Raw genomic sequence first — 16,099 nt, 5'->3', positions numbered from 1 at the left:
GATTGACGCCTACATGACCCACCGCAATACCCAGCCCACCCCCTTTGTGTGGACCAAATCCGCGCAGGAAATCTTAGCGAAAGTGAATCGGGCCAAGAGCGCTCTGGATAAGACAAGAACAGCATGAATCACTACACTAGTTAAGCACAATAGAAAGGATGAAATCCAGCTCGATCTATCAGGGGTAAGGCCATGAGGCTAAATGTAGGCTCCCATACCAGTACAGGTCTGGGGAGCATGGTGCCTATGGCAAGGCGGAACGGAGCTTGACGATGGTCTCCTGGGCCAATCCCGCGGCATGAAGAACGGCATCCGTGGCCTGAGCGATCCCCTCCAGACTCCCGAATTCCTTGAGCAGTTTGGTGCGCGTAATTTCGCCGATGCCGATGATCTGATCCAGCTTGGACGCGGTGAAGGCCTTGCCGCGCAGCTTGCGATGATAGGTGATGGCGAACCGGTGGGCTTCGTCCCGAATGCGTTGGACGAGGTGCGTGGCTGGGGTATTCGGTCTGAGTAAGATAGGATTCTTGCGGCCGGGGAGAAAGATGCGCTCGTCTTTTTCGCCACGGGCCTTGGCGAGACCCATGATGGCTTGATCTCCATGGCCGACCTGTTTCAGCCCTTCCATGGCGGCGGCCAATTGTCCTAAGCCCCCGTCAATCAGGATCAGGTCAGGTCGGGCGAGATGTTCCGAGTCTCCATACCGCCGGGCTACCACTTCCTGCATGCTCGCAAAATCGTTGGCGCCGATGACCGTCTGGATTTTGAAACGACGATAATCCGCCTTTTTCATCTGGCCGTCTTCCCACACGATCATCGAGGCGACCGACTGATTGCCCATGGTATTGGAGATGTCGAACCCCTCGATACGCCGGGGCGCTTTCTCCAGATGCAGCAATCGCTTTAGATCTTCAACCGCCTGCCTGTCGAGCGCTTCATCGCGCAGATGGTTGGCGGCCGAGGCCGCCGCATTTTCTTCCGCCAGCAGGACCAATTGGTGCTTCGTCCCCCGTTCCGGGGCGAGGACCTTTACGCCGGAGCCCCGTTTGTCGCTCAGCCATTGCTCGATCAGTTCCGCGTCGGCGAGCGCGGTGGGCACCAGCAGTTCTTTGGGCGGCTGGCCGTCTTTGTTGTAAAACTGCTCGATGGCCGACCGGACCAGATCTTCATCGCTCACATCGGCCGATTGCGGCCAGAAGAAATCTTTCCGTCCGATGAGCAGCCCGCCTCGGACAAAGAGCAATTGCAGATCAACGGCGGTGCCCTGTCGCGCGAGGCCGATCACATCCTGGTCGGTTGCCGCCGTCTGGGTGATGCGTTGCTTCTCCAGCGTGCGCTCGATTTTGAAGAGTCGATCGCGCAGTCGGGCTGCCTCCTCAAACTCCTCCCGCTCGGCGGCCGCTTCCATCTGGGCGCGAAGATCGTCCAGCAGTTCATGGTCGCGGCCTTCCAGGAACTGGCGGACCTGGCCGACTATCTTGAAATAGTCTTCCTGCGATTGGTTCCCCGTGCAGGGCGCCATGCAGCGCTTGATTTCAAATTCCAGGCAGGCCCGCTCGGCGGTGCCGTCGATGTCGATCGTGCAGGTGGCGAGAGGGAACGATTTCTTGATGACCTTCAAGGTCTCACGGAGCGCGCCGGCCGGCGTATAGGGGCCATAGTACAGCGCGCCGTCCTTCTGGACCCGGCGGACGATGGAGAGCCGTGGAAAGCGGTCTTTGATCGGCAGACGGAGGTAGGGATACTGCTTGTCGTCGCGCAGCACCACATTGAACCGCGGCCGATGGCGTTTGATGAGATTGCTCTCAAGGATGAGGGCTTCAAGTTCCGAGCGGGTGACAATGGTTTCGAGATCGGCAATCTGGCCGACGAGCAGCGTGGTTTTCGGAGAATGGTCCGCGCCGCGCTGAAAGTAGGAACGGACACGGTCGGCGAGCGAGGCGGCTTTACCGACGTAAAGCAATTCACCGGACTGGTCCTTAAAGAGGTACACGCCCGGGTTGTCTGGCAGGTGATCGAGTTTGGATTGGAGTGAGTCGGTCGTCATACGTCATCCGTCAATCGTAAGAATAGCAAGAACCGCAGTCCTTTATTTTCCCGTTTGACGAATGACGGCAACTGCTGCGCTTACTTCAGCGTGCGGAGGAACGACGGGCTCAGGGTGCCGCGCGCGACTTCGGCCACCGGTCCCTTCATCGTGAGGGAAAAGTCTTTCGCCACTTCGATATTCAACGTGCCGCCCGGCATCTTGACCGTGACCGGACTCTTCACCAGACCCAGGCGAACCGCCGCGCTGGCGGCGGCACAGGAGGAGGATCCGGATGCTTGCGTCTCTCCGGCGCCGCGCTCCCAGATCAAGATGAAGATCTCTTTGGGGCCGGTCGGGACGGCCAATTGGACATTCGTCCGTTTTGGGAAGAGCGCGTGGTTCTCCAGAACCGGGCCGAGCTTGAGGAGATCTTCGCGCGACCAGGATTCTCCCGCCTGCTTGAAGACTACGCAATGGGGGTTCCCGACGCTCACGCCCATGAAGGACAACGTGTGCCCGGCCGCGTCGATCGGCTGCTGAATTAATTCCTCGACGGCCATGGTGCAGGGAAGGGCCGCCGGCTTGAAGGTGGCCTGCCCCATCTCGACGGTCACGGCACTCGCATCGCCATGGCGATCGATGTGCAAATCGATCGTGACGAGGCCGCCCTTCGTCTCGACGGTAAAATGTTTCTTCTTCGTCTTTCCGGTGGCATGCAGGTAGCGGGCGAAAATGCGCAGGCCGTTGCCGGACTTCTCCGCTTCGCTGCCGTCCGGGTTGTAAATGCGCAGGCCGAAATCGGCTTTCTTGCTCGGGACGAGCCCGAGAATGCCGTCGCTGCCCAGGCCCCAATTGCGATCGCAGACCGCTTTGATGTTCTTGGGCGTGAGCTTGAAGGTCAGCTCCTTGGGGTCCATCACAATGTAGTCGTTACCGAGGCCGTGACCGCGAAAAAATCCGTTCTTCATGCAGAGGCTCCTCTTGAGTGTCTTTGGAATCGAGTCGGGCGAGAAACGTAGCACGAAGGAGTAGAGCAGGAAAAGGGGTTGGTGCTGCTAGACGATTTTTACGCCGCGGGGCCGTTCGATGAGCTCGATCTCATAGCCGTCGGGGGCGTCGATGAAGAGAAAGCGGCTGCCGGACGATGTCTGGGTCGGGCCGTCCGTGACCTTGACGCCGTTGGCTGTCAGGGAGGCAATGGTGTCGTCGAGGCTGTCGACCTGAAAGGCGAGATGGACCAGATCTTCCTGCACCTTCACGGGCCCGCTCGGAGGAAAGCTGGTGAGTTCGATCAATTCGTCGCTGTTGGGCACTTTCAAGAAGGCGAGGTGTGATCCGCGAGGCGAGGTCTTCCGTTCGATGACCTCAAGGCCCAGTACGCCGGTATAGAATGCGATGGTCTGTGCCATGTCGCTGACGCGCATTCTGGTGTGGAGAAGTTTGGTGACTTTCATTGAATCATCCGCCTTTTCGTGCCGGTCCGGCCGTTTTTCGCAGGAGCATTTCTGCGCTGCCTGGTATCAAAAAGTCCGGCATAGGGCCGATTTCCTGAAAACCGTGTTTCTTGTAGAAGGCCCTCGCCGGTCCGTTGAAATCGGAGACGCAGGCAAACAGGTTCTTGGTTCTCGCGAAGACTGCGTGCTCTACGTGAGCCAGGAGCGCCCCGCCGACGCCGGATTGTCTCGCCCATGGGGCCACTCCGAGCAGTTCCAGATAATCTCCCAGCAAAAACTTTTCCCGGATGAGGGCCACGCCTGCGACTTTGTCGGCCACCAAGGCAACAATTGCGTCCCGTCCCTGGGGGATCGGCGCAAAGATCCGGTTCCAGTCTGGGCTGGTATAGCCCAGCGTTTTCCATGGATCTGAGTCCGCGAGGAACTGCACCACAGCGTCGCGGTCGGCGGCCTGCATGGATCTGATGTGGGGGGTGCTCATGGATGCTTTTGTTTGCAGGCCAACAATTCGCTCACGGTCATAGGTTTCAACGACTTTCGCGGGAGCACCTCAGTGGTCAGTCGTTCTATCACCGCTCTGGTCTGCTTGCCTTTGCCGTTGGCATGCAGCACGACGATACTCCCGGGTTTGGCGCGTTTCTCGATGCGGGCCAGGATCTGGTCCGCCGTCAGCGTCGGATCGGGATCGCCCGACTCGATGCTCCATTGAATGAAACGCAGGCCGAGGAGTTTCACGACATCGACCGTAGTGTCGTTATATTCCCCATAAGGAGGACGAAACAGTGTCGCCTCGTGGGCATAGTGCTCGTTGAGGAGCCTGACCGGGGCGTGAATTTCTTTCTGCTGCTCCTCGGCATTGTGCATGGGCAGATGCGCATGGACTTCGCCGTGGGTGCCGACTTCAAAGAATTGGATTCCCAGGAGATGCTCCACTTCGGCGTCATGCTTCGCAATCCATTTGCCGGACATGAAGAACGTAGCGGGGATTTGGTGTTGGATCAGGTAGTCGACCAGCGCCTGGTCATAGCCTGGGCTTTTTCTTACGGGACAGAGATCGAACGTCAGCGCGATGCCCGGGCAGGAGGGCGGACCTGATTTGATGACCTGGGCCATCGCGTCGGAAGACGGCCATGCTCCCAGACTTCCAATGAGGAGGGCGCTCAATATCCATGGGAACGTTCTGGGTGACATGCGCACAAGTATACCTCAAGCCGAGTGAAGATAAATTGACCGCGTGCGGCGTTCGCTGTTACGGTGCAGGCATGCAACTGGGCTCTTGGGAAATCGGTCGTGCGCTGGGCATTCCCATTCGCGTCCATGCGTCCTGGTTTCTCGTCTTTTTCCTGGTGACCTCCAGCCTGGCCTCGGGATATTTGCCGGCCAATCTACCCGGATTGTCCGAAGAGCGCTACTGGGCGATGGGGGCCGTCGCGGCAGTTCTGTTGTTCGGGTCCGTCCTGCTCCATGAGTTGGGACATGCCTACGTCGCGTTGACCTATCGGATCGCCATCAGCCAAATCACGCTCTTCATCTTCGGCGGCGTCGCGCATATGCGGGAGGAGCCGCCGCACCCGCGCGCGGAATTTCTGATCGCCATTGCCGGTCCGGCCGTGAGCGTGGCGCTCGGTGCGTTGTGCCTGGGAGCGGTGGAGTTGGCCGGACTGGCCGGCGAGGCTACCGGATGGCGAGGATTGATGATGCTCGGCAGCCTGTTGGGATTTGTGAATCTACAACTCGGTCTGTTCAATTTGATTCCAGGATTCCCGCTGGATGGTGGCCGGGTCTTGCGCGCCGGGCTCTGGGCTTGGGGGAAGGATTTCTATCGGGCGACCGTCCAAGCCTCGTGGGTCGGGCTGGTATTCGGCGTCTTATTCGGATTGGCCGGCGTGATGGTCGTCATCGCCGCGCTCAGCGGGGATCTGCCGGGATCAATGGCCTCCGACGGCAGCTGGATCATCCTCGTGGCCACGTTCCTCTTCGCGACCGCGCTGGCCAGTCGTCGGCAGGCCCGCTTGCGCCAGTCATTGGCAGCCGTTCCCGTTCACGATCTCATGGTACGGACCGTCGTGGTGATTCCACCGGCGTGCACGGTCGAAGACGCCGTGAACCAGTTTTTTGTCCCGCATGGGTACGGAGGATTTCCCGTCGTTTCAAACGGGGAGTTGGTCGGCCTCGTCACCGTGACTGACATCCAAGCCGTAGCCCAACCGCTCTGGGCGTGGAAGCAGATTGGACAGATCATGCGTCCGACGTCGCCCGGTTTGACGATTGAACCGAATGTGCCGGTGTTGGAGGCGATGCAGCGGATGAGTCAGGAAGGACTGGATCGCTTGGTCGTCGTGCAAGAGGGCCAGGTCATCGGGCTCGTCACCCATTCAGCGATCGTGCATTACCTACAGCTGCACAAAGCGTAACGTCACTCTTGCGTGTGACGCGATACGGACGACGCGTCACCGCTCACTCCGATCTTGCCACGGAAATATTCTGGGCGATGGCGACGCGGATGAGGTGAACGACGAGCAGAAAGCCGTAGACCACGCAGAAGAATTTGAAGGTGACGCGATAGAAGTCCATTAAAAGGATGGGCAGGCACAGGGCAAAGATAAGGCTGGCGACGAGCGTCACGAAGGTCAGTCGCCGGCAGAATTCATAGGACGGCTCCTTCCCGATCGGTTTGAGTGCGCGGGCATAGCGCTCCGCGCGTTCGAGGCGGGCTTCGTGTAACATCTCATCCGTCGCCCCCCAATAGCGCAGCTTGAAGTAGCCCATCACAATAAAGAGCCAGGGCAGCGACCAAAGCGGCCAGAACTGCATGCCGGCATAGCTCTCGCTGCTGATAAGCGTCGCATAGGACGGCGCATAGAGCAGGCCGAGGACCAACGGCAGCACACGCTCATCGCCGGGCGGTTCTTTTTCAGGGCCGCCATGGATCAATTCCTGCTCAAACAACGGATAGCCGTACTTCAGCACCACGAGCGCGATGGCCGCGCTCATGGTCTTGTCCGGAATGTACCGGACAATGTTCTGGAACCAGTTCACTACATACCAGCTGATGCTCTCTCCCCATTGCACGCCCAGCATCGTCTCAATGGAACCTCGCACGACGGTTTCCCACTGGATCACGCGCGCGCTGAGTGCTTCCGCCACCTCAGGATTCAACGCGAAGACGGTGCGTTCATTCAGGGCTGCCTGCACGAGTGTGCCGGGGATGCTCATGACCACTGCCCCGACGAGCCCGAAACTCAACAGAAACCAGCTATGGGCCAGGGCGGAGCTCTTGGCCGTCCGCACATACTTTTGGAAACCAGGTTGTCTCGCCATGACGCCCCAGAAGAGTGCGCCGGTCATATTCACGAGCGACCAGGGGAAGATCACGACATCGGCGCCGGCTTCCGGATACAGCAGCCAGTTCACGACGGAGTTCGAGAGCAGCGCGACGATCGCGCCCCACCAAGGGCCCAAGAGAAATGCGACCAGGGCCGTGCCGGTCATATCCAGGAAGAGAATGCTTTCCATATGGCGGCTGAGCGTGAGACCGACATAGTTCAACAAGACGCCGGCGGCGACGATCACACTGGTTTCATACAAGAGGAGATAGGACGATCCACGCAGGGGTTTGGAAGAGAAGAAGTCGATGGTGGAGGGCGATTCTGGCACGGCTCGCTCAGGCCGGGACGATCCCTTCGCCTCTTTCTTGCCGTGCATACGGGTCTGAAAGTCGAGGATCTTTTCGAGGACCGTGAGCAACGCTGCCACAAAGCCCGCGATGGTCCCGCCCAGCATTAACAGTTCTTTGCCGAAGTCGTCCGACATGCCGCTCCTTTTATGGCCGGAAGCCATTGTATCGAGGAAGGAAGGGATCGCCTAGGAAAAGGCCGGAAGTTGCATTGGCGGGATGCTGAAAAAGTCCGCCAGCGGCGTTCTCGCATCGTTCAGACCCTCAACGTACGGAGAATATTACGTGAGGCAAAGGACCTCTCCGCTCGCAGATGATCGAAGCGAGCGGATCAAGCGAAGCTTGGTCTGTACCTCCTCGGCCCTTCACTCGCTGCGGCCTTGCTGGACAAACTTTTTGAGCATCCCGCTGGATTTGGCAGTGACTAGGCAGCCGCGGGTGGAGCCGTTGGAGGGGGAGTGGCCTGGGCATGCTGCTGGAGCTTGTGGGCCACGACCGCGCCGAAAAGCAGCAGGACGGCCGAGTAGTAGACCCACAGCAGCATGAGGACGATCTCCAGGAGTGAACCGTACAGCCGCACATAGACCGTGGCATAGCCGCTATAGGTGACGAACAGCAGTTTGGCCGCCACCCACAGCAGGCCGAACGTGATGCCGCCGATCATGGCTTCCCGCCATTGCGGGGGCCGGCGCGGGACGAACCGGTACAAACCGGTGACGGTCAAAAAGGCCAGGCCGAAGGGGATGGTGTAGGTCAGCAGAAAATCATGCGCGGCCAGCGCCACCAGATCCAGTCCCCACAGCTGAGGAACGTAGCTGGTCAGGAAATTGATAATCTGTGTCGCCACATAGGAAATGATCAGAAGCAGGCCGGTGGCACCCAGTGAGGCGACTGAAATCGCCGTCGAGATCAGGGGATGACGTTTCCAGGTGCTTTCGAAGACAACATTCAGCGCGTAGTCCAATTCGTAAAACACCAGGGCTCCGAACCAGGCGAACGACAGAAAGACGGCCCACCGCACGCTTTCCAGCACGCTGATGCGATGCAGCTCTTCAGCCAGGCGCTCACCCAGCGACGGGAGAAAGCCTTTCAGAAAGCTCAAGAGGAACTGCTCGCCGATCACATCTTGGCTCACGAGAAAGCTGATGCCGTAGAGCAGTAGAAACACGAGGGGAAAGAGGGAGAGGAGTGAGAAAAACGCCAAAGAGGCTGCCAGGCTGGCGCAGCCGTGGCGCTGGAAGGCTTTGAGTAGATCGAGAATAAACCGGACGGCTTGCATCATGTTTCAGTCCAGGATGCGTGCGATGGGCGTGTCTGGCGCAGCGTTGTCTCTCGACGAACGTCAGCCTAGCACGGGTTTCCCCGGGGCGCACCCTATTTGGTGAACCGGAAGCGCTATTTCAGCGTGAGGGCGGCTTGGGTAGCCAGGTTCACAATCGGATCGGGATAGAATCCGAAGAACACCACACCTGCGATGGCACAGGCCAGCACAATGGAGAGAGCCGGGGATGACACAAACCTGGGCGATAGTGCGGTGACCGCTTCCGGTTCCCGCATGTACATCACCATCACCAGCCGCAGGTAGAAATAGGCAGAGATTGCCGCAAAGACCAGGGCCAGTACCGCCAGCCATGTGAGTCCTGCCTGTACGGCCGACATGAAGACATAGAATTTACCGATGAAGCCGGCCGTCGGCGGGATGCCGGCCAGTGAAACCATGAAGACCATCATGAGGAGCGCGGCGAACGGGTGGCGTTTTGCCAGGCCGCTGAAATCTTCGATCTCATCGCCCTCCAGGCCGCCCTTCCGCAACATCGCAATGATGGTAAAGGCGCCGAAGGTCATGAAGGCGTACAGGGCAATATAGAGCATGACGCTTGAAACGGCGGATGAGGCTTCCGCCGGAGCCAGTCGGCCGGCGGCCACGACGCCGATCAGGGCATAGCCTGCGTGGGCAATGCTCGAATAGGCGAGCATGCGTTTCACGTTCGTTTGCACGAGCGCGACGATGTTGCCCAGGATCAGGGTTCCAATGCAGAGCAGCAGGAACATCAACGACCAGTTGGCCCGCACGCCGCCGAGTCCTTCGACGAAGACCCGCATGAAGGCGCCGAAGCTGGCGGCTTTCGAGGCCACCGCCATAAAAGCCGTGACGGAGGTTGGGGCGCCCTGGTACACGTCCGGCGTCCACATATGGAAGGGCACGACGGCCAGCTTGAAGCTGAACCCTACGGCGATGAGGATCGTGGCGAAGAGGAGCAAGGGATCGTCCAGGCTCCGTCCGGCGATCGCGGCGGCGATGGCCGGGAGTTGCGTGCTGCCGGCCGATCCGTACAGCAGCGAGATTCCATAAAGCAGAATGCCGGATGAAAAGGCCCCGAGCACAAAGTACTTGGCCGAGGCTTCGAGCGACTTCGCCTCTCCCCGCTTGAGGCCGGCCATGACATAGAGGGAGAGAGACATGAGTTCGGTGCCGAGGTAGATGGTCAGCAGATCGGCGCCTGAGACCATGACCATCATGCCGGAGAGGGCGAGGAGGATGAATCCATAGTACTCGCCGAGATAGATGCGTTCCTCTTTCAGATACGGGAAGGACAGCAGAATCGTCAATCCGGTCACGAAATAGAGGAGCAGCTTCCAGAAGCAGGAATAATTGTCGATCACCACCAGCCCGCCGAAGGCCGTCGTCGGCGAGCCGAAACGCGCGGCGGTCAATCCCATGCAAATGGCCATGGTGCCCAGGCTGAGCCAGGCCAGGCCGTCTTTCTTGGACGAGGGTGTGATCGGGTCCAGGGCCAGGACCGCACAGGCGGCGAAGACGACCAGTAACTCCGGCAGAATCGCGAACAGATCGTGTGCCGAGAGCATCATGGGCGTGGGGCCTCCATCGACTGTACGGTCTGGGGAGCCGGAACCGGCTCGACGACTGGGGTGATCTGACCGGTTGAGGTCGGAGACTCCTGCGGGCCATGCGTTGCGCGGGCGACGACATTGGAGACCGAGGCGTGCATACGGCTCAGAATCGGATTTGGAAATAAGCCGATCCAGAAGACCAATACGACGAGCGGAATCAGTGTCGCCATCTCGCGCCGATTCAGGTCGGTCAATTTCGGCAATTGCTGAGGCGATGGGATCCCGAAAGCGACACGCTGGACCATCCAAAGCATGTAGGCTGCGGCTAAGATGATCCCGATCGAAGCGAGGGCCGCCGCGATCTTGCTCCAGAGGAACGTGCCGACCAACACCAGGAATTCACCCACAAAACTGTTGGTGCCGGGAAGGCCCAGCGAAGAGAGGGAGAAAATCACCAGCAGCGTCGCATACTGCGGCATCGGTTTTGTCAGCCCGACATTGTCGGCAATCTGCCGGCTATGCGTCCGTTCGTAGATCACGCCCACGCAGAGGAAGAGGCCGCCGGTGGTGATGCCGTGGTTGACCATCTGCATCACGGCGCCTTCGATGCCTTGCTGATTGAACATGAAGAGGCCGAGCGTCACAAACCCCATGTGGCTCACGCTGGAGTAGGCGATGAGTTTCTTCAGGTCCGCCTGGGCCAGGGCCATATAGGCGCCGTACACAATGGCGATGATCGACAGGGCCACGATCATGGGTGTGAAGTCTTTTGAGGCGTCCGGGAGCATGGGCAGGCTGAATCGCAGAAACCCATAGGTGCCCATCTTCAACAGGACGCTCGCGAGGATCACGCTGCCGGCGGTCGGCGCTTCGACGTGGGCGTCCGGCAACCAGGTGTGGAACGGAAACATCGGGACCTTCACCGCAAAGGCGGCAAAGAATGCGATGAAGAGCCAGAACTGAAGCCTGGGTGAATAGGCTTGCTGGCTGAGTTGCACGATGTCGAAGGTGTGGCCGCCCTGGAAATACAGGGCCAGAATCGCCACTAATAACAGGATGCTTCCGGCCAGCGTATACAGGAAGAACTTGATGGCGGCGTAGAGCCGATTCGGTCCGCCCCACACTCCGATGAGAAGATACATCGGGATCAGCATCGCTTCCCAGAACACATAGAAGAGCACAAAATCCAACGCCGCGAAGACGCCGATCATGGCGCCTTCCATGATGAGCAGCATGGCCATGAAGCTGCTAACCCGCTGGTCGATCGAACGCCAGGAAATCGCCACGCAGAGCGGCATGAGCAGGGTCGTCATCAAAATGAGCGGCAGGCTGATCCCGTCCAATCCCAAGTGGTAATGAATGGGCGGTGACGTGATCCATACCACATTCTCGGCAAACTGCATCTGGCTCGATGAGGCGTCGAACAGCCACCAGAGGGGGAGCGAGATCAGCAAATTGGCGATCGTGACCCCTAGGGCCACCATCCGGACATTGGTCTCCTTGACGAAGAACAGCGCGGCCGCGCCTGCCAGCGGCAGGAAGATCAGCAATGTCAGCCAGGGAAATCCGCCCGATTGCATAGGACCTCAGAACACCAAAAAGACCGTCACCAAAATGACCATGCCGAGCGCCATCGCGAGCGCATAGTGCTGCGTCTGTCCGCTTTGAACCAGGCGCAACAGCCATCCGCCCCAGGCGATCCCGCGGGCGATGCCGTTCACTGCGCCGTCGATCACGGCCACGTCGATCCGCTTCCACATGTCGGTGGCGACCGCCAATGTCGGCTTCACGAACGCGCGATCATAGGCCTCGTCCACATACCACTTATTCAACGAGCCTTCGTACAACGCTTTCCACCGGCTAGCGAATTGATCCGGCAGCTGTGGATTCAACACGTAGACATAATAGGCTCCGGCAATCCCCGTCAGACCCATGAGGGTGGCGACGATCATGATCGCAAAGCCAGCATCGCCGTGATGGGCTGCGGCGGCTTCGCCGTGGCCAAACACCGGGGCGAGAAATTCGGGGATCCCGACATAACCGGCCGCGATACTCAAGACGGCGAGTACGATCAGCGGAAAGGTCATTGTGTTCGACGGCTCATGCACATGCTTGGCGTGCTTCTTGTCGACATGGGAGGGACCCCAGAACGTGACGAAGACCAGCCTGAAGCTATAGAACGCGGTCATCAGGGCCGTCAGCAATCCCAGTACGGTGAGCACTTGACCAAGGGGGCCGGAGGACCAGGCCGAGATCAGCAGATCGTCCTTACTGAAGAAGCCGGCGGTTAACGGAAAGCCGGCTAATGCCAGCGAGCCGACGATGAACGTCCAGTAGGTGACCGGCAGCTTGTCTTTCAGGCCGCCCATGTGGCGCATATCCTGTTCATGGTGGAGCGCGATGATCACCGAGCCGCAGCCCAGGAAGAGCAAGGCCTTGAAGGCGCCGTGCGTCAGCAAATGGTACATGCCGGCGCCGTAGGCGCCGAGACCGCAGGCCATGACCATGTAGCCGAGTTGGCTGACGGTCGAGTAAGCAACGACGCGTTTGATGTCGGTCTGGGTCAACGCGATGGTCGCGCCGAGCACCATCGTGGCGGCTCCGACCAGCGCGACCACGGTCATGGCGGTCGGCGACAAGTTGTAGAGGGGAGCCAGTCTGGCCACCATGAAGACGCCGGCGGTCACCATCGTGGCGGCATGAATCAACGCAGAAATGGGTGTCGGGCCTTCCATGGCATCCGGCAGCCAAACATGCAGCGGCACCTGCGCCGATTTGCCGACGGCGCCCGTAAACAACAGCAGGCAGATCAACGTAAATACCGACACATTCCAGGTTCCGCCGAAGGGGCCCAGCACATTCATCGTCAGGTTGGCCGCTTCATGGGCTGCGGGAAAAATGTCCAGATAGTTCAGCGAGCCGAAGGAGTACCAGACCAGCAGGAGGCCCAGCATGAAGCCGAAGTCTCCCACGCGATTGACGAGAAACGCTTTGGTCGCGGCGGCGCAGGCCGGGGCGCGTTCATACCAATGGCCGATCAAGAGATACGAGCAGAGCCCGACCGCTTCCCAGAAGACGAACAACTGTAACAAGTTGTCCGCCAGCACCAGCATCAGCATCGAGAACGTGAACAGGGCGATGTAGCTGAAGAAGCGGGCATAGCCCGCATCCCCGTGCATGTAGCCGATGGTGTAGATGTGGACGAGCGAACTGACGGTCGTGACCAGCAGGAGCATCACGACGGTCAGGCGGTCGAGATAGAGTCCGATGTGGACGTCGAGATGGCCGGACGTCAGCCAGGTATAGAGCGGTTGGTTGATCGGAGCGCCCTGGGCCACTTCAAAGAATGCGAACATGGAGAGGAACCACGACAGGACCACCGCCGGCACGGCGACGAGGTGCGCGCGTTCCTTGATACGGTTGCCGGCCAGGCCCAGAACGAGAAAGGCGGCCAGCGGGAGCAATGGAATCAGCGCATACATCGTCGAGTTACCACTTCAGCAAATTGAACTGCTCTACGTTGATCGTGTCTTTGGACCGGTGCAGCGCGATGATGATCGCCAATCCGACCGCCACTTCGGCGGCCGCCACGGTGAGGGCGAAAAAGACGAAGACCTGTCCGCCCAGATCGCGCAGATGTTCGGAGAAGGCCACGAAGTTGATGTTCGTGGCGTTCAGCATCAATTCCACCGACAGCAGAATCGCGATGATGTTGCGGCGGATGAGCACCCCCACCAGGCCCGTCAGAAAGACGATGGCGCTCAAGACCAGATAGTAGGTAATCGGGATCGTCATGACGCAGGCGTCTCCGGGACTTCTCGCTTCGCCAGCACGATGGCGCCGATCATGGCCACCAGCAGGATGAGCGAGGCTACTTCAAACGGAAATAAGTAGGTCGAAAAGAGGGTTTCTCCGATCGCCAGCGTGTTGTCTCCGGTCTCGATATCCACCCGAGGCAAGGCGGCAGGCGGAGCGGACAGGCTGCCGGCCAGGAGCACGAAGAATTCGACGAGCAACGGCCCGCCGACAAATGCGGCGGCCCGCCACTGACTGTGATAGCGATCGTCCGTCTTGAGGTTGAGCAGCATGACGACGAAAAGGTACAGGACCAGGATGGCGCCGGCATAGACAATGATCTGAACGGCGGCCAGAAATTCGGCGTGCAGCGTCACGTACAGCCCTGCGACGTGGAAAAACATGATGAGCAGCGAGAGGGCGCTGTAAATCGGATTCTTGAACGCCACGACGAGCAGGGCCGTCAGAGCGATCACGCCGGCGAAATATCCAAAAAACAAGTGGTCCACGTCGTTTCCTCTAGGGCCGTGCCCAGTCGTCTGACGGGCACAGATTCATCACAGCCCGGCGGCCCCGCGTGAGAGCCGGGGCCCCATCAACGGCCCGGCCTCAATTCGGTTTCTGCGGCACGTGCTTGAACGCCACATTAAAGAAGGCGACGTTCGGGTGCTGGAGTTCCAGCCGCTTCTCGCGGACGGGGAACGACCGGTCGCCGATGGCGAGCAGTTGCTGTTTGTTCAACTGGAGGTCGCGCTTGTCGTAGACCGCCCACTCGAACTCTCTGGTCATGGCAAGCGCATCGACCGGACAGGCATCGACGCACATGCCGCAAAACAGGCAGCGGGTCATGTCCATGTAATATTCTTTGGAGTAGCGCTTCGTAGGCTCCTCCGGAACTTCCGCGCTCACGACACGAATCACGCGCGACGGGCAGGCGGCTTCGCAGAGGTCGCATCCGACGCATTTCTCCGTCCCGTCGTCGTAGCGCAGGAGCGCAAGCATGCCGCGGTAGTTGTCCGGCAGGGTCCGCTTTTCATGCGGGTACTGCAGCGTGATGGGCTTGTAGTGAATGAGATGCGACATCGTGGCTTTCATCCCGACCAGGAGTTCGTAGAACGTCATGGTCTTGAGCCAACCGAGGAAGCGCTCTGTCGTCGTTGCCTGGGCCATAGTCGTCGGCGGTCTTACTTGAACTGGTTATAGATGTACATCGCGATGGCGGTCACCACGATGTTGGCCAACGCGATCGGGAGCATGACCTTCCAGCCGAATTTCATCAGCTGGTCGTAGCGCAGACGCGGGAGCGTGGCGCGCAGCCAGAAGAACAGAAACAGGAATCCGTACACTTTCACCGTGAACCAAGCCACCCCTTCGATCCAGGCGAAGGGCTCCAGTCCGATATGCGCGAGAATGGTGCCGGGATAGGGCGCATTCCATCCGCCGAGGAACAGGGCTGCGGCGACGCAGGAGACCAACACCATGTTGGCGTATTCCGCGATGAAGAAGAACGCGAACCGCATGCCGCTGTATTCGGTGAAGAAGCCGGCCACCAGCTCGCTTTCGGCTTCGGGCAGGTCGAAGGGCACGCGGTTCGTTTCCGCGACGGCTGAAATCACGTACACGACGAATGCGAAAATCTGCGGAGCCGGAAAGGCGAACACGTACCAATGCCAGAAACCGCCCGCCTGCGCGTCGGTGATCTTCACCAGGCTGAGCGAGCCGGCCATGATGAGGACGCCCACGATGGCCAGGCCGACGTTCAATTCGTAGCTGATGATCTGCGCCGCCGACCGGAGTCCGCCGAGCAGCGAGTACTTGCTGTTGGAGGCCCAGCCGCCCAGGATGATCCCGTAGGCGCCGATCGAGGCAAAGGCCAGAATGTAGAGAATCCCGATGTTGATGTCGCTGATGATGAAAGGCTTGATCGTGATGCCGAAGACCTCGATCGTCTGATCGGGGCCGAAGGGAATAACCGCAAAGCCGATCAACGCAGAGACCATCGCCAGAATCGGCGCGAGGCTGAACAGGAACTTATTGGCGCCGGCCGGGACGATGTCTTCTTTGAAGAAGAGCTTCAGGCCGTCGGCGATCGGCTGAAGAATGCCGTAGGGGCCGACTTCCATGGGGCCCATCCGATCCTGCATCCATCCGAGCACTTTCCGCTCGGCGAGCGTCAGGATCATCACGGTGAGCATCACAATGCCCATGACCGCGGCGATTTGTGCGAGCGAGACAGCGAGACGCAAGCTGAGTTCAGTCACGATGACACCCCTGGATTAGCGACCGTCAACA

At 59.6% G+C, this 16,099-nt stretch carries 15 protein-coding genes; 1 reads left to right on the top strand and 14 read right to left on the bottom strand.

The features are described from left to right. Positions 1 to 244 precede the first annotated feature (244 nt). From uvrC to Q7U39_04110, 5 genes are all read right to left on the bottom strand, one after another. The gene (uvrC, locus tag Q7U39_04130) at positions 245 to 2,047 is read right to left on the bottom strand and encodes an excinuclease ABC subunit UvrC (protein MDO9117121.1); all 1,803 of its coding nucleotides are present in this window, start codon (positions 2,045 to 2,047) and stop codon (positions 245 to 247) included. Positions 2,048 to 2,127: 80 nt separating this feature from the next. Continuing rightward, positions 2,128 to 2,997, bottom strand: coding sequence for a diaminopimelate epimerase (gene dapF / locus Q7U39_04125; GenBank protein MDO9117120.1), 870 nt, complete (start codon positions 2,995 to 2,997; stop codon positions 2,128 to 2,130). A gap of 87 nt (positions 2,998 to 3,084) precedes the next feature. Next, positions 3,085 to 3,483 (bottom strand): VOC family protein, encoded by a 399-nt coding sequence (locus tag Q7U39_04120; protein MDO9117119.1) that lies wholly within the window; start codon positions 3,481 to 3,483, stop codon positions 3,085 to 3,087. Positions 3,484 to 3,487: 4 nt separating this feature from the next. Then, positions 3,488 to 3,964, bottom strand: coding sequence for a GNAT family N-acetyltransferase (locus tag Q7U39_04115; GenBank protein ID MDO9117118.1), 477 nt, complete (start codon positions 3,962 to 3,964; stop codon positions 3,488 to 3,490). Further along, complete coding sequence (locus tag Q7U39_04110; GenBank protein MDO9117117.1) at positions 3,961 to 4,674, bottom strand: polysaccharide deacetylase family protein; 714 nt, start codon at positions 4,672 to 4,674, stop codon at positions 3,961 to 3,963. Before Q7U39_04110 ends, Q7U39_04115 begins: the two co-directional genes overlap by 4 nt. 71 nt (positions 4,675 to 4,745) lie before the next feature. On the opposite strand from Q7U39_04110, the gene Q7U39_04105 reads away from it, so the two are divergent. After that, a complete protein-coding gene (locus Q7U39_04105; GenBank protein MDO9117116.1) occupies positions 4,746 to 5,897 on the top strand; it encodes a site-2 protease family protein in 1,152 nt (383 codons plus the stop codon). Between the two features lie 43 nt (positions 5,898 to 5,940). On the opposite strand, the gene Q7U39_04100 is transcribed toward Q7U39_04105, so the two are convergent. The 9 genes from Q7U39_04100 to nuoH form a co-directional block, all read right to left on the bottom strand. Beyond that, positions 5,941 to 7,296: a hypothetical protein gene (locus Q7U39_04100; protein MDO9117115.1), complete on the bottom strand. Its 1,356-nt coding sequence runs from the start codon at positions 7,294 to 7,296 to the stop codon at positions 5,941 to 5,943. A gap of 287 nt (positions 7,297 to 7,583) precedes the next feature. After that, complete coding sequence (locus Q7U39_04095) at positions 7,584 to 8,441, bottom strand: YihY/virulence factor BrkB family protein (GenBank protein ID MDO9117114.1); 858 nt, start codon at positions 8,439 to 8,441, stop codon at positions 7,584 to 7,586. Between the two features lie 113 nt (positions 8,442 to 8,554). Beyond that, entirely contained in the window at positions 8,555 to 10,030 is a 1,476-nt protein-coding gene (locus Q7U39_04090; protein MDO9117113.1) for an NADH-quinone oxidoreductase subunit N, read from the bottom strand. Continuing rightward, positions 10,027 to 11,592 (bottom strand): NADH-quinone oxidoreductase subunit M, encoded by a 1,566-nt coding sequence (locus Q7U39_04085; GenBank protein MDO9117112.1) that lies wholly within the window; start codon positions 11,590 to 11,592, stop codon positions 10,027 to 10,029. The genes Q7U39_04090 and Q7U39_04085 overlap by 4 nt, the downstream gene beginning before the upstream one ends. A 6-nt stretch (positions 11,593 to 11,598) precedes the next feature. Further along, positions 11,599 to 13,494: an NADH-quinone oxidoreductase subunit L gene (gene nuoL, locus Q7U39_04080; protein ID MDO9117111.1), complete on the bottom strand. Its 1,896-nt coding sequence runs from the start codon at positions 13,492 to 13,494 to the stop codon at positions 11,599 to 11,601. A gap of 7 nt (positions 13,495 to 13,501) precedes the next feature. Then, positions 13,502 to 13,807 (bottom strand): NADH-quinone oxidoreductase subunit NuoK, encoded by a 306-nt coding sequence (gene nuoK / locus Q7U39_04075; GenBank protein MDO9117110.1) that lies wholly within the window; start codon positions 13,805 to 13,807, stop codon positions 13,502 to 13,504. Beyond that, entirely contained in the window at positions 13,804 to 14,316 is a 513-nt protein-coding gene (locus Q7U39_04070) for an NADH-quinone oxidoreductase subunit J (protein MDO9117109.1), read from the bottom strand. Before Q7U39_04070 ends, nuoK begins: the two co-directional genes overlap by 4 nt. 100 nt (positions 14,317 to 14,416) lie before the next feature. Next, a complete protein-coding gene (nuoI, locus tag Q7U39_04065; GenBank protein MDO9117108.1) occupies positions 14,417 to 14,977 on the bottom strand; it encodes an NADH-quinone oxidoreductase subunit NuoI in 561 nt (186 codons plus the stop codon). Positions 14,978 to 14,991: 14 nt separating this feature from the next. Further along, positions 14,992 to 16,068 (bottom strand): NADH-quinone oxidoreductase subunit NuoH, encoded by a 1,077-nt coding sequence (gene nuoH, locus Q7U39_04060; protein ID MDO9117107.1) that lies wholly within the window; start codon positions 16,066 to 16,068, stop codon positions 14,992 to 14,994. Between the last annotated feature and the right edge of the window lie 31 nt (positions 16,069 to 16,099).

Origin of the sequence: Nitrospira sp., from assembly GCA_030653545.1 — a bacterium.
Lineage (GTDB): Bacteria > Nitrospirota > Nitrospiria > Nitrospirales > Nitrospiraceae > Nitrospira_D.
Note: the sequence above shows the minus strand (reverse complement) of the source record. Positions and strands in the feature narration are given on the sequence as shown.